This is a genomic window from Streptomyces sp. KPB2 (assembly GCF_003950055.1).
Classification (GTDB): domain Bacteria; phylum Actinomycetota; class Actinomycetes; order Streptomycetales; family Streptomycetaceae; genus Streptomyces; species Streptomyces salinarius.
Genome location: NZ_CP034353.1, coordinates 6,145,384 through 6,164,191, shown reverse-complemented (window position 1 = coordinate 6,164,191; position 18,808 = coordinate 6,145,384). Strand labels below are relative to the sequence as shown.

Genomic DNA, 18,808 nt, shown 5'->3' with positions numbered 1-18,808 from the left:
ACGGCCGCGGGTGACGGTAATTCGGGTGCGTGGTGCGGGCGGAGGACGGACGATCGGGAGGCCGTCCGTCCGTCTTCCAGGAGTCCACGTGATCCAGCGCGTGACCGTGCCCGGTCTCTTTCCGCCGCCCGCCTACTCCCACGCCTCCGTCGTCGAGGCCGGGACCAGGCTCGCTCTGCTCGCCGGTTCCGTCCCGCTCGACGCCGAGGGGAAGCTGGTCGGGGAGGGCGATCCGGTCCGTCAGGCGGAGCAGGTGATCGCGAACCTCACCGAGCAGTTGCGCGCCGTCGGGAGCGGTCTGGAGCACGTGGTGTCGACCGACGTGTACGTCGTGAGCACCGGGACCGCCGCGCTGTCCGCCGTCTGGGACGTCGTCGAGGCGTCCGGGCTGAGCGCCGGTCCGCACTCCTCGACGCTGCTCGGGGTGGCCTGCCTCGGCTATCCGGGACAACTGGTGGAGATCACCGCGACCGCGGTCGTGCCGGAGGACGGCCGTCCGTGAGCCCGGGCGAGAACGCCGACGCGGTCGTGCTGCGGCGCGCCTCGGCCGCCGACGCCCGTGCGGCGGCCGACGTCTGGCTGCGGTCCTTCTCCGCCGCGCTGCCCACCGTGGTCCGGCCCCACTCGGACGCCGAGGTCCGTGCCTGGTTCCGGCACGTGGTGGTGGAGCGGTACGAGACCTGGGTGGCGGAGGGGGCCGACGGCGCGGTGGACGGCGTGATGGCGCTGGAGGGCGAGGAGCTGTCTCAGCTGTACCTCGCCCCCGAGCGGCGCGGTCGTGGGATCGGGGACCGGTTCGTCGCCCTGGCCAAGGAGCGCCGGGCGGACGGGCTCTCATTGTGGACCTTCCAGGTCAACGCGCCCGCTCGGCGCTTCTACACGCGGCACGGTTTCAAGCCCGTGGAGTGGACGGACGGCGACCGCAACGAGGAGCGCGAGCCGGACGTGCGCTACGTGTGGCGTCCTTAGGGCCTCACCCTCCGGTGTCGCCGCGCGCGTACCTGTCCGTCGCCGCGATCAGGGCCTCGTCGCCGGCCGTCCCGGCGTCGTGTCCCGCCTCGTCCACGACCACCAGCTCGCTGTCCGGCCAGGCGTGATGGAGCCGCCAGACGATGCCGAGGAGGTTGCCGAAGTCGAGGCTGCCCTGGACCAGGGTGCCGGGGACGCCCTTCAGCAGGTGCGCGTCCCTGAGGACGACGCCCTCGTCGTTGCCGTCGCCCAGGAAGTGGTCGTTGCCCCAGTAGTGCGTGACGGTACGCGCGAAGCCCAGGCGGAACTCCGGGTCCCGGAACCGGGCGACCGAGCCGGGCGGTGCCGGGATCGTCGCCGTCTCCCAGTCGGTCCAGGCCCGCGCGGCACGCTCGCGGACCGCCGGGTCCGGGGACTCCAGCAGACGGTTGTAGGCGGCCGCGAGGTTGCCGTCGCGTTCGTCCGGGGGCAGTTCGGCGAGGAATCGCTCGTGGGCCTCGGGGAAGATGTGTCCCAGCCCGCGGGTCAGGAGGGCCACTTCGGCGTTGGAGCCGGTGGCGACCCCGGTCAGCACCAGCTCGGTCACCACCCCGGGGTGCGTCTGCGCGTACCGCAGGCCCAGCACGGAGCCCCACGACACGCCCCACACCAGCCACCGCTCGATGCCCAGGTGGGCCCGCAGCCGCTCCAGGTCGGCCATGAGGTGGGCGGTCGTGTTGACGCTCATGTCGGTGTCGTGGGCGCCGGCGCGGGGCAGCGAACGTCCGGCGCCGCGCTGGTCGAGGAGGACGATCCGGTAGGCGGCGGGATCGAAGTACCTCCTCAGGCCGGGGCTCGCACGGCTGCCGGGTCCTCCGTGCAGCACCAGCGCGGGCTTGCCCCGCGGGTTTCCGCAGGTCTCCCAGTAGACGCGGTTGTCGTCGCCGACGTCGAGCATGCCGTGGTCGTACGGTTCGATCTCCGGATACAGGCCCATCGGAGCACCGTAGCCGCGGCGGCTGCGGGCGCTCATCCCTTTTGCGGGTGCGGCCTCACCGGGTGGGCAGCCCCGCCGTCTCCGCCGCCGTGCGCAGCACGTCGCGCAGCATCTCGGGGGTGAGTCGGCCGGTGAAGGTGTTGCGCTGGCTGACGTGGAAGCAGCCGTGGAGGTGGAGGTCCGGCCCGTCGGCAGCGTCGAGCGTCACGTGTGCGCCGTGTGCGAAGGCCGGGCGGGGCCGGGGCACGGTCCAGCCCGCCCCGGCGAACGCGGGCAGCGCCGCCTGCCAGCCGAAGGCGCCGAGCACGACCACCGCCCGCAGCGTCGGCCTCAGCAGTTCGAGCTCCTGGACGAGCCAGGCCCGGCAGGTGTCCCGTTCGGCAGGGGTGGGCTTGTTGGCGGGCGGGGCGCAGTGCACCGGGGAGGTGATGCGTACGCCGTACAGTTCGAGGCCGTCGTCCACGCTGACCGCGGTGGGCTGCGAGGCGAGGCCGACGTCGTACAGCGCCTGGTACAGGACGTCCCCGGAACGGTCGCCGGTGAACATCCGGCCGGTGCGGTTCCCGCCGTGGGCGGCGGGGGCCAGCCCGAGGATCAGCAGTCGCGCGTCCGGCGGCCCGAATCCGGGCACCGGCCTGCCCCAGTACGTCCAGTCGGCGAACGCCGCCCGCTTGGTGCGGGCCACCTCCTCCCGCCACTCGACCAGTCTCGGGCACGCTCGGCAGCCCGCGATGCGCCGGTCGAGTACGGGAAGGCCGCCGTTGTCCATGCGTCCACCGTAAGTCCACCACCGCCGGGCCCCGGAAAACGCGGCCCGTGCCACCGTGCCGGGCGGTTAAGGTCGAGGCATGGCTTCCGAGCATGACGAAGGCGGGAGCGGCCCGGTGGCCGCCCCGCAGGACGGCGCCGCTGCCACCGCCGCGACACCGGACCCGAAGACCGCCGCGGCGATCGCCGCAGCCGAGGCCGCCGGGCCGCAGAACGGCGAGACCGTCCGCGTGGACAGCTGGATCTGGGCCGTCCGGCTGATCAAGACCCGCTCCCTGGGCGCCACCGCCTGCCGCGGCGGCCATGTCCGGGTGAACGGCGAGCGGGTGAAGCCCGCGTACGCGCTCCGCGTCGGCGACGAGGTGCGCCTGCGCCACGAGGGCCGGGAACGCGTCGTCGTCGTGAAGCGGCTGATCCGCAAGCGCGTCGGTGCGCCGGTCGCCGTCCAGTGCTACGTCGACAACTCCCCGCCGCCCCCGCCCCGCGAGGCCGTCGCCCCGGCCGGCGTCCGCGACCGGGGAGCCGGCCGCCCGACCAAGCGAGACCGCCGCGAGATGGACCGCCTGCGCGGGCTGGAGGGCCTGAGCAGCTCCCGAAGGGATGCCGGCAGCAGGCCCTGAGGGCGGCCGTGGCACGCCCGGCGCCGGACCGGGTCAGCCGCGCCGGACCCGGGCCCGCACCAGGCGGCGCAGCTCCTCGTTGTGCCCGCGGCGGGCCCGGGCGACGATCAGGAGCGGCACCATCAGGATGAGCGGTGTCGCCGCGTTCTCGCCGTCGAAGTAGGTGAGCTGGACGACGAACGCGCCCACCATCAGCGCGCTCAGGGCCGTCGCCGCCACCGACTGGAGCACCGGGACCAGCAGGGCGACCGCTCCCGCCAGCTCGAGGACGCCGATCGCGTACATGCCGGCGGTGCCCCAGCCCATCTCGGCGAAGGTGTCGGCCGCCGAGGAGTGCGCGATCAGCTTGGGCAGGGCGCTCGCGACGGCGAAGAACACCGCGAGGAGCACCTGCACCACGCGCAGGGCGATGCGGAGCCCACGGCCACGGGCCGTAACGGTGCGAGCGGGGGAAGCGGTGGTGTCGGACATGGAGGTCTCCCGTGGTGAGCGGTCCGTGCTGCTGTCGGGGATACAGACCGCCCGTCGCACCGGAACTCATCGCCGGACCGGCACCGCCCTCACCCACGTCCCGTCGTCGGTGAGATACCGGTCCACCGCGAGTCCCGCCTCCCCCAGCGCCTCCTCGAACGGCTCCCTGGTCAGCGGCCGGGCCCGGAAGGTCTGCGTCCAGACCGCGTCCGGGAACTCGTACTCCGCCCGGACCGAATTGACCCCGTCCCCCACCGGGTCCGCCGACAGGATCCGGACGGTGAAGCCGCTGGGGTCCACCCGCTCACGCGGCAGGTTCGAGTGGTAGTCCGCCCCCTCGCGCTGGATCAGTACACAGCCGTCGTCCGTGACATGCCGGGCACAGGTGCGCAGCAGCCCCCGTCTGACCTCGACGTCCCCGGCGTGCACGAGGAACGACGCCAGCATCACCACGTCGAAGCGCTCGCCCAGGTCGAGGTCCTCGATCGGGCTGCACACGGTGCGCGCACCGCGCACGCGCTCCAGCATCTCGGCGGACTCGTCCACCGCCGTGACGGTGAAGCCGCGCTCCAGCAGGGGATGCGTCATGCGTCCCACCCCGCTGCCCAGCTCCAGTATCCGCGCGCCCTCGGGCACGGCGGCGGCGATGATGTCCGGCTCGGCTCCGGCGGGCAGCCGTGAATAGAGCTCGACCGCGCAGCCGTCCGGGGTGATGGCCCCCGGCCCCGTGCCCTGGTATCCCTCTCGCATTTTCAGCTCCATGCCCGTCCAACGGCCCGCCCCCGCACACCCGTTCCCCTCTGCGGCCGGTTCACCCGACCGAGTGAACGCGTCCCGTCGTGCGGTGCGGCCGGCCGCACCGCACGCGTCGTTTCCCCCGCGCGGCCCGCCGGAGTACGTTCATTACAGGAGTGGTGAACCGATGCGTACGGGCAGTGAACCGACCACCGCGCGCAGTGCGCTGCGGGCGCGTTTCTGGCTGAGCCTGTGGGGGCTGGTCTGGGCGATCTTCGGCACGGCCGCCTTCGCGCTCACGGGACGGTTCGGATGGGCGCTCGCCTGCGGTGTGCTGTGGCTCGTCGCCACGGTCGACCTGACCGTGATCCTGCGGCACATCCGCCAGGGCCCGCACTACCAGCCGGGCCGGAACATCCCGCCGTACCTCCCGCCGAAGCGCTGACGGCCGCGACGGCCGGTCCGCCCCGCCGGAGGTGGGACCGTCAGGAGTCGAACCGCGCCTGCTGCAGGTACTCCGGGTTCGGGTCCAGTGCGGCGGCCAGCCGGAAGTGGCGTCGGGCCTGGTCGGGGCAGCCTCGGCGCTCATAGGTGCGGGCGAGTGCGAAGTGCGCGAACGCGTTGTCCGGCTCCCGCTCCAGGACGATGGTGAACTCCAGCTCGGCCGGTCGCAGTTGCGCCGCCGCGAAGAAGGCACGCGCGCGCAGCATCCGCGCGGCGGTGTTCTCCGGATGGGCGCCGATGACCCCGTCCAGCAGCTTCACCGCACCACGCGGGTCCCGCGCGGCGAGCAGTTGCTCGGCGGCACGGAAGTCGATGACGTCAGTCTCCGGAGTACGTCCGCTCGGACCGCTTGTCTCGGGCACGGCTGAGTCCTTCCCTCGCTGCAAGGGATCAACGCGCGCGAGAGGTTCGCTATTCCGTGCGCCGGTCCGGGTGCGCTTGCGTGTGCGCCCTGCGCACCAGGTCGGCCCACACCTCTTCCACGCGGCGCCGCAGCTCCTCCAGCGGTACGTCGTTGTCGACGACCACGTCCGCGATCTCCCGGCGCTGCTCTCGCGTCGCCTGCGCGGCCATGCGCGCCCGTGCGTCCTGCTCGGTCATGCCGCGCAGCCGTACCAGCCGGTCGAGCTGGGTGGCGGGGTCGGCGTCCACGACGACCACGAGGTCGTACAGCGGTGCCAGGCCGTTCTCCGTGAGCAGGGGGACGTCGTGGACGACGACGGCGTCCTCGGCGGCGGCCTCTTCGAGCGCACGGGAGCGTTCACCGACCAGGGGGTGCACGATGCCGTTCAGGACGGCCAGCTTCTCCGGGTCGGAGAAGACGATCGAGCCCAGCCTGGGCCGGTCCAGGCCGCCGTCCTCGGCGAGGACGTCCTCGCCGAACGCCGCCACGACCGCGGCGAGTCCCGGCGTCCCCGGAGCGACGACCTCGCGCGCGATCCGGTCGGCGTCGATGAGTACCGCGCCGTGCTCGACGAGGAGCCGGGACACCTCGCTCTTGCCGGCACCGATCCCGCCGGTCAGGCCTACCTTCAACATGAGCGGCAGCCTAGAGGGTGCCGGTCACGGCGTCAGCCGTCGCCCTCCCGCTCCGCCAGGAACCGCTCGAACTCGCGGCCGATCTCGTCCGCGGAGGGGATCTCGACGGGCTCGGCGAGCATGTTGCCCCGGGTCTCGGCGCCCGCGGCCGCGTCGTACTGGTGCTCCAGGCCCTGGACGAGGGCGGTGAGCTCCTCGTCGCCCTCCTGGATCTGCCGGTCGATCTCCGTCTGGGTGCGGTGGGCGTCGGTGCGCAGGGAGTGCGCGATGCCCGGCAGCACCAGGCCGGTCGCCGCGGTGATCGCCTCCAGGACGGTCAGCGCCGCGTCCGGGTACGGGGAGCGGGCGATGTAGTGCGGGACGTGCGCGGCGACGCCGAGCACGTCGTGGCCGGCCTGCGCGAGCCGGTACTCGACGAGCGCCTCCGCGCTGCCGGGGACCTGCGCCTCCTCGAAGGGGCTGCGGTGGCCCGGCACGAGATCGGTGCGGGTGCCGTGCGGGGTGATGCCGACGGGCCGGGTGTGCGGGACGCCCATGGGGATGCCGTGGAAGCTCACCGACAGGCGCACGCCGAGCCGCTCCACGATCTGCCGTACGGCGGCCGCGAACCGCTCCCACTCGACGTCCGGCTCGGGGCCCGACAGGATCAGGAAGGGCGCCCCGGTGGCGTCCTGGACGAGCCGCACCTCGATGGTCGGCTCCTCGTAGTCCGTCCAGGTGTCGCGCTTGAAGGTCAGCAGCGGCCGGCGGGCCCGGTAGTCCACCAGCCGGTCGTGGTCGAAGCGGGCGACGACCTGATGGGGCAGCGAGTCGAGCACCTGGTCGACGATCTGGTCGCCGGTCTCACCGGCGTCGATGTATCCGTCGAAGTGGTACAGCATGACCAGTCCGGCAGACTCCTGGGCGAGTGCCATGTCGACGACGGCGAGGCCCTTCGGCTCCCAGGCGTACAAATCCTGCGGATCAAGCACAGTGACCGCTCCCCTCCTTGTGTTCACAAGTGACAACGCCGTTGTGGGGTGGGGCATTCCCGCAGGAGGAACACCGAAGGGGCCGCACCTCGGAAGGTGCGGCCCCTCGGTCAACCGCTGTGCTTCAACCGCTGTGTGTCAGCGGCCGGTGTGCAGAGCTTCAGCTCTGGCCGCCGGCCAGCTTCTCGCGCAGCGCGGCCAGCGCCTCGTCCGACGCGAGGGCGCCGGAGTTGTCGCCACCCTCGGAGGAGTACGAGCCGCCGCCACCGCTGCCGGACGCGGCCTGGGCCGCACCCGCGGTGTCGACGCCCTCGGCAGCGGCCTTCTCGTCCGCCTCGCGGGACTTGATGACCTGCGCCTGGTGCTGCTCGAAGCGCTGCTGGGCCTCGGCGTACTGCGTCTCCCAGGCCTCGCGCTGGGTCTCGTAGCCCTCGAGCCAGTCGTTGGTCTCGGGGTCGAAGCCCTCGGGGTAGATGTAGTTGCCCTGGTCGTCGTAGGACGCGGCCATGCCGTACAGGGTCGGGTCGAACTCGACCGCGGACGGGTCGGCACCGAAGGCCTCGTTGGCCTGCTTCAGCGAGAGGCTGATGCGGCGGCGCTCGAGGTCGATGTCGATGACCTTGACGAAGATCTCGTCGTTGACCTGGACGACCTGCTCCGGGATCTCCACGTGGCGCTCGGCCAGCTCGGAGATGTGGACCAGACCCTCGATGCCCTCGTCCACGCGGACGAACGCACCGAACGGCACCAGCTTCGTGACCTTGCCGGGCACGACCTGGCCGATCTGGTGGGTGCGGGCGAACTGCTGCCACGGGTCTTCCTGGGTCGCCTTCAGCGACAGGGAGACACGCTCGCGGTCCATGTCCACGTCGAGAACCTCGACGGTGACCTCCTGGCCGACCTCGACGACCTCGGAGGGGTGGTCGATGTGCTTCCAGGACAGCTCGGAGACGTGGACCAGACCGTCGACGCCACCCAGGTCCACGAAGGCACCGAAGTTGACGATCGAGGAGACGACGCCGGAACGGACCTGACCCTTCTGGAGGGTGGTGAGGAACGTCTGGCGGACCTCGGACTGGGTCTGCTCCAGCCAGGCACGGCGGGACAGGACCACGTTGTTGCGGTTCTTGTCCAGCTCGATGATCTTCGCCTCGAGCTCCTTGCCCACGTAGGGCTGGAGGTCGCGGACGCGGCGCATCTCGACCAGGGAGGCCGGGAGGAAGCCGCGGAGGCCGATGTCGAGGATGAGACCACCCTTGACGACCTCGATGACGGTACCGGTGACGATGCCGTCCTCTTCCTTGATCTTCTCGATGGTGCCCCAGGCACGCTCGTACTGGGCGCGCTTCTTCGAGAGGATCAGGCGGCCTTCCTTGTCCTCCTTCTGGAGGACCAGGGCCTCGATCTCGTCACCGACGGCGACGACCTCGTTGGGGTCGACGTCGTGCTTGATCGAGAGCTCGCGGCTCGGGATGACACCTTCGGTCTTGTAACCGATGTCGAGCAGGACCTCGTCCCGGTCGACCTTCACGATGACGCCGTCGACGATGTCGCCGTCGTTGAAGTACTTGATCGTCTCGTCGATCGCGGCGAGGAAGGCTTCCTCGTTACCGATGTCGTTGACCGCAACCTGCGGGGTGGTGGCGGTGGTCTCGGTGCTGCTCGTCATGTGGGAAAGGGCTCCGGTACGGACATTGAAGTCGTAGGTACTGCTTACGCCGGGAGCCCGTTTCGCTCTGCAGAAGCCGGACAGCCAAGGAAGCCTCACCGAAATCCACTGGTGACGCCTCGAGAACCGAGGGGACATACAACAGATGCGAGCGCGACCTGCTACGTCTGAGGTGCGCAGGCCCGCAGCGCAACTTGTAGCATACGGGGGCAGCCGGGCAGGGTCAATGCACGAAGCCGCCCACCCGGGGCGGATCCTCGCATACCCGGCACAAAAGCCGTCTCCCGAGGCCACACGGACCCCTGGATGCCCCTTGTGTGACACGCGGGACGGGCGGCACGGAAGAGCCCGCAGACTAGTACGAGGGAGCCGGTCATCCAAGAGCCCGTAACGTCCGAGGCCGCATTCGGGGCCGACGGAGCCGAAGAACCCGAGCCGGAGGCGACCCGGCGTGCCGCAGGTGTCACGGAGAGTTCCCGGGCCAACCGCGGCTGGTGGGACCGGAACGCGGACGAGTACCAGACCGAGCACGGCACCTTCCTCGGCGACGACCGCTTCGTGTGGTGTCCCGAGGGCCTGGACGAGGTGGAGGCCGAGCTGCTCGGCCCGCCGGAGGAGCTGAAGGGCAAGGACGTCCTGGAGATCGGCGCCGGCGCCGCCCAGTGCTCGCGCTGGCTGACCGCCCAGGGCGCCCGTCCGGTGGCCCTGGACCTCTCCCACCGCCAGCTCCAGCACGCCCTGCGCATCGGCGGTTCGTTCCCCCTGGTGTGCGCCGACGCGGCGGTGCTGCCCTTCGCGGACGGCGCGTTCGACCTGGCGTGCTCGGCGTACGGGGCGCTGCCGTTCGTCGCCGACCCGCGGCTGGTGCTGCGGGAGGTGCGCCGGGTGCTGCGGCCGGGCGGCCGCTTCGTCTTCTCGGTCACGCACCCGCTGCGCTGGGCGTTCCCGGACGAGCCGGGTCCCGAGGGGCTGTCGGTGTCCGCGTCGTACTTCGACCGCACCCCGTACGTGGAGCAGGACGACGAGGGCCTCGCGGTGTACGTCGAGCACCACAGGACGCTCGGGGACCGGGTGCGGGACGTGGTGACGTCCGGGTTCCGCCTGGTGGACCTGGTGGAGCCGGAGTGGCCCGACTGGAACACCTCGGAGTGGGGCGGCTGGTCCCCGCTGCGCGGGCACCTGATCCCGGGGACGGCGATCTTCGTCTGCGAGCGCGACTGAGCCGTACCGGAGCGTCGCTGCCACGCGCGCGCGGAGGGCGGTTTCGCGGACGTACGACACTGGGGGCGTGATCCGTTACGACGCCTTGGACGCGCTGCCCGTGCGCGGTGCCCTGCCCGCGCTGCACGACGCCCTGGAGGGGCACGGCACGGCGGTGCTGGTCGCGCCGCCCGGCACCGGGAAGACCACGCTGGTACCGCTGGCGCTGGCCGGGCTGCTGGGCGGGGAGGGCGCTCCCGCGCGGCGCGTGGTCGTGGCCGAGCCGCGGCGGATCGCGGCGCGGGCGGCGGCGCGGCGGATGGCGTGGCTGCTGGGCGAGAAGCCGGGCGAGCGCGTCGGGTACACGGTGCGCGGCGAGCGGGTGGTCGGGCGCCACGCACGCGTGGAGGTCGTCACGACCGGTGTGCTGCTGCAGCGGCTCCAGCGGGAGCAGGAGCTGACGGGCGTCGACGTCGTGGTGCTGGACGAGTGCCACGAGCGGCATCTGGACGCGGACACGACGGCGGCGTTCCTGTGGGACGTGCGGCAGGCCCTGCGTCCTGAGCTGCGGCTGGTGGCCGCGTCCGCCACGACCGACGCGGAGGGCTGGTCCCGGCTGCTGGGCGACGCGCCGGTCGTCGAGGCGCCGGGGGTGTCGTACCCCGTCGAGGTCGTCTGGGCGCCACCGGCGCGGCCGGTGCGACCGCCGCACGGGATGCGGGTGGACCCGGCGCTGCTCACGCACGTGGCGTCGGTGGTGCGGCGGGCGCTGGCCGAGCGGGACGGGGACGTGCTGTGTTTCCTGCCGGGCGTCGGCGAGATCTCCCGTGTCGCCGGGCACCTGGGGGCGCTCGGGGACGTCGACGTGCTCCAGGTGCACGGTCGGGCGCCCGCCGCCGTGCAGGACGCGGTGCTGGCGCCCGGGGCGCGGCGCAGGGTGGTGCTGGCGACCGCGGTGGCCGAGTCGTCGCTGACGGTTCCGGGCGTGCGGGTGGTCGTGGACGCGGGCCTGGCGCGGGAGCCGCGGGTGGACCACGCGCGCGGGCTGAGCGCGCTGACGACGGTACGGGCGTCGCGGGCGGCGGCACGGCAGCGGGCGGGCCGGGCCGGGCGTGAGGCGCCGGGGGTGGTGTACCGCTGCTGGGCGGAGGCGGAGGACGCCCGCCTGCCGCGGTTCCCGGCGCCGGAGATCAAGGTGGCCGACCTGACGGCGTTCGCGTTGCAGGCGGCCTGCTGGGGCGATCCGGACGCGTCCGGACTGGCGCTGCTCGATCCGCCGCCTGGCGGGGCGATGTCGGCCGCCCGGTCGGTGCTGGAAGCGGTCGGCGCGGTGGACGCGGCCGGGCGCGCGACGGCACGGGGCACACGACTGGCCCGCCTCGGAGTGCATCCCCGGCTGGGCCGGGCCCTCCTGGACGCGGAGGAGCTGAGCGCGGAAGTTTCCCGCCGGCCCGCCTCCGAAGCGACGGCATCTCCCGTCCGCTCCGGTGCGCAGTCTTCGCCGTCCCTTGGCCGCTCCGGCGCGCGGTCTTCGGGCCCGGGGTCCTCGCCGGCGAAGACGCCGGACCCACACCACGCCGACGGCGACACCGCACGCCCGGCGTCCTCCCGGGCCGGGAGCGCCGGGACCGAGGGCTCCGGGACAGCACACCGCGGTGCGGGTGCACCGCGGCCCGGCACCTCCGGGACGGGCCCCACCGAAACTCGCGCCGGAACGAGCACTGCTGGACGACGTGGCTCCGGGGCGGGCACCGCGGCGACGGACACCCCCGGGGCGAGGCCCGGTGACACCGACGGTTCCGGGACGGGCTCCTCCGGATCAGGTGGTGCCGGGACCGGCCGCCCCGGAGCGGCTGCCTCCGGGGCGGGCGACCGTGTGGCTGGTGGGGACCGCGCGGGCCGGGGCGGCCGTGGGGGTGAGGTGGTGGCCGAGGTGGTGGGGCTGTTGAGTGAGGAGCCGCCGCGGGAGTACGGGGACGACCTGGCGGCCGTGCTGCGGGCCGCTCGGCGTGGCGGCGACGCGTACGGGGCGCGCTGGCGGGCCGAGGTGCGGCGGCTGCGAGGCGCCGTCGAGGGCGCGGGCGGTGGGCCCGGGCCGCGGGTCGGGGAGGACGTGCTCGCCGGGCTGGTGGCCGCTCTGGCGTTTCCGGAGCGGGTGGCCAGGAAGGACGGCGGTTCGTACCTGATGGTGTCCGGTACCCGGGCGGAGCTGTCGGAGACGTCCGCGCTGCGTGGGGCGCCGTGGATCGCGGTCGCCGTCGCCGACCGGCCCGTGGGCAAGGGGCACGCGCGCGTGCAGCTCGGTGCGGTCGTCGACGAGGACACCGCGCGGCTCGCGGCAGGGGCGCTGCTGACGCGGCGGGACGAGGTGCACTGGGCCGACGGTGACGTGGTGGCCCGGCGCGTCGAGCGGCTCGGGGCGGTGGAGCTCGCGGCGCGGCCCCTCGCCGACGCCGACCACGGTCTCGTACGGGGCGCGCTGCTGGAGGGGTTGCGGAGGGAAGGGTTCGGGCTGCTGCGCCGGTCGGCCGACGGCGACCTGCTGCGCGAGCGGCTCGCGTTCCTGCGGCGACATCTCGGCGAGCCCTGGCCGGACGTGTCCGACGACGCGCTCCTCGCGCGCGTGGACGAGTGGCTGGAGCCCGAGCTGAGCCGGGCCCGGCGGCGGGCCGACCTGGGGCGGATCGACGCCGGCCAGGCGCTGGCACGGCTGCTGCCCTGGGCCTCCGGGGAGGCGGCGCGGCTCGACGAGCTGGCCCCCGAACGGATCGTCGTCCCCAGTGGGTCCAGGATCCGGATCGACTACACCAACCCCGAACAGCCCGTCCTCGCGGTGAAGTTGCAGGAGATGTTCGGGCTGCAGCGGTCACCGGAGGTCGCCGGGGTGCCGCTCCTGGTGCATCTCCTCTCCCCCGCCGGCCGTCCCGCCGCGGTCACCGCGGACCTGGCCTCCTTCTGGCAGGACGGATACCGGGGCGTACGGGCGGAGCTGCGCGGCCGGTATCCGAAGCATCCGTGGCCCGAGGACCCGGCCACGGCGGAGCCGACGCGGTACACGAAGGCACGGATCGGGAAGTGACCGCGGCCCGGCGGGGCGGAGAGCGCCCCGCCGGGTGCGGGCGGGACGGCTCCTACGCCGTCGGTTCGGTCGACGGCTGGGCCGAGGGGGCCGTCGACGGGGCGGTCGACGGGTCCGGTGTCGGTTCGGCCGGCTCGGCCACCTTCAGGGTGATGTCGAGGGTGGCGCCGCCCGGCGTGGTGAGCCGGAGGATGTAGGTGCCCTCGGTGTCGTCGGCGTACAGCTTCGGCAGCCGCAGCAGGCCCTCGGCGTCGGTCTGCCGGCCGGTCAGGGTGCGGACGGCCTTGCCGTCGGCGTCCTTGAAGTAGGGACCCTTGTCGTTCTCGGTCGGGTCGGCGTCCGACTTGATGAGGGTGGCGGTGACGGCGACCTTGTCCGCGACGGCGCCCTTGAGCGTGGCCTTCACCTCCACCTGGTCGGCGAACTCGCCGCCCGGCGTGCACGTCAGCTCCTTCGTACCGGTGCTGGTGAGGGTGTCGGCGACGCGCTCGGTGACGGTGGCCTTGTAGTCGAGTCCCGGGACGGTACGGCCGACCACGGTGGCGCGGACGGTGAACGCACCGGTCTGCTCGCCCGCCACCAGCGCGGGCGCCACGGCCACGCCGGAGGCGTTGGTGGTGACCGCGGCGACCTTCTCGCCGCCGGTGAAGGTGGCGTCCGTGTCGCCCAGGACGGTGAAGCGGATGCGCACCTTGCCGACGGCGTCGCCGGCCTTGGTCTCGGCGCGGGTGCTGATCTTCTTGGCGAAGGTGTCGCCCGCGGTCGCGGTGAGGCCCGTGGTGCCGGCGTTCTCCAGATGGTGAACGGTGTCGGTGGGCGTCGGCGTGGGTGTGGGGGTGGGGGTCTCGGTCGGCGGCGCCGGGTCGGTCGGCGGCTTGGTGCTCGGGCTCCCCGGCTTGGTGGGCTTCTCCGAGGCCGGCGGCTTGCTCGGGCTGGGGGTGCTCGGGGCCCGGGATCCGGGGTTCGCGCCCGTGCGGCCCGGCGGGGGAGTGGCGCCCGCGTTGGGGTCGTCGCTGCGGCCGACCGGAAGGCTGCCGGTGCCGTCCGGGATCTCGTGGGTGCCCTTGCGGTAGTGCTCCAGCCACGACAGGACCGTGTTCAGGTAGTCCTGCGAGTTGTTGTAGCTGAGGATCGCGCGGTTGAGGTCGGCCTGGACGGACAGGTCCCAGTCGTAGCGGCACAGGTAGTGGCCGGCGGCGAGCGCGGCGTCGTAGACGTTGTTGGGGTCTTCCTTGCCGTCGCCGTTGCCGTCGCGGCCCGCCCACGCCCAGGTGGACGGGATGAACTGCATGGGTCCGACGGCGTTGTCGTAACTGCTGTTGCCGTCGTAGACACCGTTGTCCGTGTCCTTGATGAGCGCGAAGCCGTTGCCGTCGAGCTGCGGGCCGATGATCCTGCCGATGGTGGTGCCGTTGGCGTCGACGCGGCCGCCGCGGGCCTGACCGGACTCCACCTTGCCGATGGCGGCGAGCAGTTGCCAGGGCAGGTTGCAGCCGGGCTTGGCACGGCGCAGCTCCGACTCCGCCTTCTTGTAGGCGTCGAGGACGGTCGCGGGGATGCCGGCCTCGGACGAGCCCGGGGACGTGGGAGTGCCCGTGGTCGGGGCCGGGCTGGGGCTGTTGAGCGGCGGCAGGTCGGTGTAGTAGGGCGAGTTGCCGGTGGCGCTGTCCGCGGCGGGCGTGTCGGACGTGGGCACGTTGTCGGAGGTGGTCTGTCTGCCGTTGCCGTCGGCCGTCACGTCGGGGGCCTGGGACGCGGACAGGGCCGCGACCGCGACCGCCGCGACGGTGGTGGTGACCGCCGCCTTGCGGAGCCTCCTGTCGAAATGCGCCGCCATAGAGTGAACCCCTCCCCTGAACGCCCACGCGTCCTCGTCCGTCCGACCCATACGGGGCCGCAGGCGACCCTACGACAACTTGCTTTGCACGGGCACCCGTTCGTGCCCGATATTCACCACTTGCTCATATGAGGAATCGTGGTGGCGCTCGCCCTCCCTCACCCGGCCGCCGTGCCGCCGGGGGCGTCAGTACGGAGCCGGGCCTCCGGGCCGTGTGCCCAGGGGGTCGGTGTTCGCCACGAACACGGTGAAGGTGCGGGCGGGGCGGGGCCGGGGCAGCAGGGTGAGCGCCAGCGCGAGGTAGCCGCGGGCCAGGTCGGCCCACAGGTGCCAGGCGGGTGTCTCGTGCGGGACGGCGGTCCCGGTGGCCCGGGGGACGAGTCTGCCGCGGAGCACCTTCGCGGTGCGGTGCAGGACCGTCGTGAGGGTGGCGGGGGTGCGGCCGGTACTTGCGCCCGGTGCGAAGACCGGGACCGGGAGGAGTGGCACGCGGGCGGGTCCGTCGGTGCGTGCCCGTGCCGGTGTCGTCCGGTGGTGGAGCATGCGTATACCCATGCCCGCATCCTGGGGGGAGAGCGGGGGCGGGGCGTTTCGTCGGGGGCCACCGGAGTGATGGGGGCGGGCGGGCGGGTGGAACGGGGTGCTCCCTGCCTCCGGCGCGGGCTGTGGGCTGTGGGGTGCGTGCGCTCCGGGGCGCCTGTGTGGCCGGCCCCGGGGGCAGCGTGTGCGGTCCGGGGCCGACGGGGCGGTCGCCCCGGGCCCCGGACGGGGCGGGTGCCCACCCGGCGCTACGAGGTGACCGGCACGGGGGCGGGCGGGGGGGCGGGTGCGCAGCCCGGCGTGGCGGGGTGCCGCTGCGCCCACCCGTGCCGCCCCAGCGGCACGACTGCCCGCAGCGACGGCGGAGCGGCGGCGACGGCGGAGCGGCGGCGACGGCGGCACGGCTGCTGCCCGCGACCAGGGCGGCTTGCGGACAGCGTGCAGCCCGCGCGGCAGACAACGGCCGCGGCAGACAGCGGCAGCCGCAGCGCAGCCTCAGCCGCAGCCGAGGGTTAGTGGGCTGCCGATTCCCAGTCGGTGCCTGCGCCGACTGAGACGCCCAGGGGGACCCTGAGCTGTACCGCGTTGGCCATTTCGCGGCGGACCAGTTCCTCTGCCCTGGCGCGCTCGCCGGGTGCGATCTCCAGGACGATTTCGTCGTGGACCTGGAGGAGCATGCGGGAGGCGAGACCGGCCTCGTTCAGTGCCTTGTCCACGTTGAGCATGGCGATCTTGACGATGTCGGCCGCCGTGCCCTGGATCGGCGCGTTCAGGGCCATGCGCTCGGCCGCCTCGCGGCGCTGGCGGTTGTCGCTGTTGAGGTCGGGCAGATAGCGGCGGCGGCCGAAGAGGGTGGCCGTGTAGCCGGTGGCCCGTGCCTCGTCGACGACCCGGCGCAGGTAGTCGCGTACGCCGCCGAAGCGTTCGAAGTAGGCGTCCATCAGGCCGCGGGCCTCGGCCGCCTCGATGTTGAGCTGCTGGGAGAGGCCGAAGGCGGACAGGCCGTACGCCAGACCGTAGGACATGGCCTTGATCTTGCGGCGCATCTCCGCGTCCACGGCCGACTGCTCGACGGAGAAGACCTGGGCCGCCGCGGTGGTGTGCAGGTCCTCGCCGGAGGTGAACGCCTCGATCAGGCCCGCGTCCTCGGACAGGTGGGCCATCACCCGCAGCTCGATCTGGCTGTAGTCGGCCGTCATCAGGGACTCGAAGCCCTCGCCGACCACGAAGCCGCGGCGGATGGCGCGGCCCTCGTCGGTACGGACCGGGATGTTCTGCAGGTTCGGGTCCGTGGAGGAGAGGCGGCCGGTCGCGGCGACCGTCTGGTTGAACGTGGTGTGGATGCGGCCGTCCGCGGCGATCGTCTTGATCAGGCCCTCCACCGTGACGCGCAGCTTGGCCTGCTCGCGGTGGCGGAGCATGATCACCGGCAGCTCGTTGTCCGTCTGGGCGGCGAGCCAGGCCAGGGCGTCGGCGTCGGTGGTGTAGCCGGTCTTGGTCTTCTTGGTCTTCGGCAGGTTCAGCTCGCCGAAGAGGACCTCCTGGAGCTGCTTGGGCGAGCCCAGGTTGAATTCTCGTCCGGCCGCCGCGTGCGCCTCCTTCACCGCCTGCTGGACGGCGCCCGCGAACATCTGCTCCATGGCCTGGAGGTGCTCCCGGTCGGCCGCGATGCCGTGCCGCTCCATGCGGGCGAGCAGCGCGGAGGTGGGCAGCTCCATGTCGCGCAGCAGGTCGGCGGCGCCGACGTCCGCCAGCCGGCCCTCGAAGGCCTCGCCCAGGTCGAGGACGGCGCGGGCCTGCACCATCAGCGCCTCGGCCTCGGCGCCCTCGTCCGCGCCGAAGGCGAGCTGCCCGTCGGCTGCGGCGGCGGGGGCCAGCTCACGGTGCAGGTACTCCAGGGACAGGGCGTCCAGGTCGAAGGAGCGGCGGCCCGGCTTGACCAGGTAGGCGGCCAGCGCGGTGTCCATGCCCACGCCGGCGACGCTCCAGCCGTGCTCGGCGAAGACGCGCATGGCGCCCTTGGCGTTGTGCAGGACCTTCGGCCGGTCCGGGTCGGCGAGCCAGGTCCGGAACGCCGTCTCGTCGGCCTCGTCGGTCTCGGTCGGGTCGAACCAGGCGGCCTTCCCGTCGGCCGCGGCCAGCGCGACCTCGGTGACCGAGCCGGTCCCCAGGGCCCAGGTGTCGACCGTGGCAACGCCGAGCGGCTGCTCTCCGTGCTCGGCGAGCCAGCCGGCCAGCTCACCGGTGCCCAGCACCGTGCCGTCCAGCTCCACGCCGTCCGCGACCACCGGGGCGGCCTCGGCCTCCTCGGCGCCCGGGTCGACGGCGTAGAGCCGCTCGCGCAGGGAGGGGTTGCGGATCTCCAGGGTGTCCAGGATCACCGCGACGCCCTTGCGGTCGTACGCCGTCCGCTCCAGGTCGGTGACCGTCTTCGGCAGCTCGACGCGCCGCTCCAGCTCGGTGAGCCGGCGGTTGAGCTTGACGGACTCCAGGTGGTCGCGCAGATTCTGCCCGGCCTTGCCCTTGACCTCGTCTACGCGCTCGACCAGCTCCGCGAAGGACCCGAACTGGTTGATCCACTTCGCGGCCGTCTTCTCGCCGACGCCCGGGATGCCGGGCAGGTTGTCGGACGGGTCGCCGCGCAGCGCCGCGAAGTCGGGGTACTGGGCGGGGGTCAGTCCGTACTTCTCGAAGACCTTCTCCGGTGTGAAGCGGGTCAGCTCGGAGACGCCCTTGGTCGGGTAGAGGACCGTGGTGTGCTCGCTGACCAGCTGGAAGGAGTCCCGGTCGCCGGTGACGATCAGCACGTCGAAGCCCTCGGCCTCGGCCTCGGTGGCGAGGGTGGCGATGACGTCGTCCGCCTCGAAGCCCTCGACGGCGAAGCGGGGGACGTGCATGGAGTCGAGCAGCTCGCCGATCAGCTCGACCTGCCCCTTGAACTCGTCCGGGGTCTTGGAGCGGTTCGCCTTGTACTCGGTGAATTCCTCGGACCGCCAGGTCTTGCGGGAGACGTCGAACGCCACCGCGAAGTGCGTGGGCGCCTCGTCACGCAGGGTGTTGGCCAGCATCGACGCGAAGCCGTAGATCGCGTTGGTCGGCTGGCCGGTCGCGGTCGTGAAGTTCTCCGCGGGCAGCGCGAAGAACGCGCGGTACGCCAGGGAGTGCCCGTCCATGAGCATCAGCCGCGGTCGGTCGCCGGAGGTGCTGTCGGTCTTCTTCGATGCTGTCTTCGCCACGACTCCGATCCTGCCATGCGGCACTGACAGCCGGTGCCGGGTGCGCCTGTGGCACGGGGGCACTTCTACGGTGCGGGTGCGTCGTGGCTGGTCGCGCCCACGCGGCGGAGCCGCACATCCAGCACAGCCCCGCGCCCCTTTGGCGCGCGCCCCACCGCCCGGCGCCAGTAGACCCGTCCCGCCCCGAGCGACGAC

The 18,808-nt window shown here is 73.0% G+C and carries 16 protein-coding genes and 1 pseudogene; 6 read left to right on the top strand and 11 right to left on the bottom strand.

Features of this window, described 5'->3' with window-relative positions; all coding sequences use genetic code 11:
* The first annotated feature begins 88 nt into the window (after positions 1 to 88).
* Positions 89 to 502, top strand: coding sequence for a RidA family protein (locus D1J63_RS27740; RefSeq protein ID WP_102932204.1), 414 nt, complete (start codon positions 89 to 91; stop codon positions 500 to 502).
* A complete protein-coding gene (locus D1J63_RS27735) occupies positions 499 to 969 on the top strand; it encodes a GNAT family N-acetyltransferase (RefSeq protein WP_164713000.1) in 471 nt (156 codons plus the stop codon). The genes D1J63_RS27740 and D1J63_RS27735 overlap by 4 nt, the downstream gene beginning before the upstream one ends.
* A 4-nt stretch (positions 970 to 973) precedes the next feature.
* Here the strand turns inward: D1J63_RS27735 and pip are convergent, their stop codons facing one another.
* A complete protein-coding gene (gene pip, locus D1J63_RS27730; RefSeq protein WP_125632593.1) occupies positions 974 to 1,945 on the bottom strand; it encodes a prolyl aminopeptidase in 972 nt (323 codons plus the stop codon).
* A gap of 55 nt (positions 1,946 to 2,000) precedes the next feature.
* Entirely contained in the window at positions 2,001 to 2,714 is a 714-nt protein-coding gene (locus D1J63_RS27725; RefSeq protein ID WP_125632591.1) for a uracil-DNA glycosylase, read from the bottom strand.
* A gap of 79 nt (positions 2,715 to 2,793) precedes the next feature.
* Here D1J63_RS27725 and D1J63_RS27720 point away from each other — a divergent pair, with 79 nt between their 5' ends.
* Positions 2,794 to 3,333: an RNA-binding S4 domain-containing protein gene (locus D1J63_RS27720; RefSeq protein WP_125632589.1), complete on the top strand. Its 540-nt coding sequence runs from the start codon at positions 2,794 to 2,796 to the stop codon at positions 3,331 to 3,333.
* A 33-nt stretch (positions 3,334 to 3,366) separates the two neighbouring features.
* On the opposite strand, the gene D1J63_RS27715 is transcribed toward D1J63_RS27720, so the two are convergent.
* Both D1J63_RS27715 and D1J63_RS27710 read right to left on the bottom strand, forming a co-directional pair.
* The gene (locus D1J63_RS27715; protein WP_102927191.1) at positions 3,367 to 3,804 is read right to left on the bottom strand and encodes a DoxX family protein; all 438 of its coding nucleotides are present in this window, start codon (positions 3,802 to 3,804) and stop codon (positions 3,367 to 3,369) included.
* Between the two features lie 66 nt (positions 3,805 to 3,870).
* Complete coding sequence (locus tag D1J63_RS27710; RefSeq protein WP_125632587.1) at positions 3,871 to 4,554, bottom strand: class I SAM-dependent methyltransferase; 684 nt, start codon at positions 4,552 to 4,554, stop codon at positions 3,871 to 3,873.
* A 172-nt stretch (positions 4,555 to 4,726) separates the two neighbouring features.
* Between D1J63_RS27710 and D1J63_RS27705 the strand changes: the two genes are divergently transcribed.
* Positions 4,727 to 4,984 (top strand): DUF6343 family protein, encoded by a 258-nt coding sequence (locus D1J63_RS27705; RefSeq protein WP_164712999.1) that lies wholly within the window; start codon positions 4,727 to 4,729, stop codon positions 4,982 to 4,984.
* A 40-nt stretch (positions 4,985 to 5,024) separates the two neighbouring features.
* Here D1J63_RS27705 and D1J63_RS27700 read toward each other — a convergent pair whose 3' ends face one another.
* The 4 genes from D1J63_RS27700 to rpsA all read right to left on the bottom strand — a co-directional run bounded on the left by D1J63_RS27700 (position 5,025) and on the right by rpsA (position 8,721).
* Positions 5,025 to 5,405, bottom strand: coding sequence for a tetratricopeptide repeat protein (locus D1J63_RS27700; protein ID WP_102927188.1), 381 nt, complete (start codon positions 5,403 to 5,405; stop codon positions 5,025 to 5,027).
* Positions 5,406 to 5,454: 49 nt separating this feature from the next.
* A complete protein-coding gene (gene coaE / locus D1J63_RS27695) occupies positions 5,455 to 6,081 on the bottom strand; it encodes a dephospho-CoA kinase (protein WP_125632585.1) in 627 nt (208 codons plus the stop codon).
* A 32-nt stretch (positions 6,082 to 6,113) separates the two neighbouring features.
* Positions 6,114 to 7,052 carry a PAC2 family protein gene (locus tag D1J63_RS27690; protein ID WP_102927186.1) on the bottom strand — a complete coding sequence of 313 codons (939 nt, stop codon included), beginning with the start codon at positions 7,050 to 7,052 and terminating at the stop codon, positions 6,114 to 6,116.
* Between the two features lie 160 nt (positions 7,053 to 7,212).
* Positions 7,213 to 8,721 (bottom strand): 30S ribosomal protein S1, encoded by a 1,509-nt coding sequence (gene rpsA, locus D1J63_RS27685; RefSeq protein ID WP_061445320.1) that lies wholly within the window; start codon positions 8,719 to 8,721, stop codon positions 7,213 to 7,215.
* Positions 8,722 to 8,947: 226 nt separating this feature from the next.
* Here rpsA and D1J63_RS27675 point away from each other — a divergent pair.
* Together D1J63_RS27675 and D1J63_RS27670 are read left to right on the top strand one after the other, a co-directional pair.
* Positions 8,948 to 9,942 (top strand): annotated as a pseudogene (locus tag D1J63_RS27675) (class I SAM-dependent methyltransferase).
* Between the two features lie 67 nt (positions 9,943 to 10,009).
* On the top strand, positions 10,010 to 13,000 hold the full coding sequence (locus tag D1J63_RS27670; RefSeq protein ID WP_125632581.1) for an ATP-dependent helicase C-terminal domain-containing protein: 2,991 nt from the start codon (positions 10,010 to 10,012) through the stop codon (positions 12,998 to 13,000).
* Positions 13,001 to 13,052: 52 nt separating this feature from the next.
* Here the strand turns inward: D1J63_RS27670 and D1J63_RS27665 are convergent, their stop codons facing one another.
* The 3 genes from D1J63_RS27665 to polA form a co-directional block, all read right to left on the bottom strand.
* The gene (locus tag D1J63_RS27665; protein ID WP_125632579.1) at positions 13,053 to 14,837 is read right to left on the bottom strand and encodes a lytic transglycosylase domain-containing protein; all 1,785 of its coding nucleotides are present in this window, start codon (positions 14,835 to 14,837) and stop codon (positions 13,053 to 13,055) included.
* Positions 14,838 to 15,023: 186 nt separating this feature from the next.
* Positions 15,024 to 15,392 carry a hypothetical protein gene (locus D1J63_RS27660; RefSeq protein WP_197924309.1) on the bottom strand — a complete coding sequence of 123 codons (369 nt, stop codon included), beginning with the start codon at positions 15,390 to 15,392 and terminating at the stop codon, positions 15,024 to 15,026.
* Between the two features lie 497 nt (positions 15,393 to 15,889).
* Positions 15,890 to 18,613, bottom strand: coding sequence for a DNA polymerase I (gene polA / locus D1J63_RS27650; protein ID WP_125632575.1), 2,724 nt, complete (start codon positions 18,611 to 18,613; stop codon positions 15,890 to 15,892).
* Positions 18,614 to 18,808 lie beyond the last annotated feature (195 nt).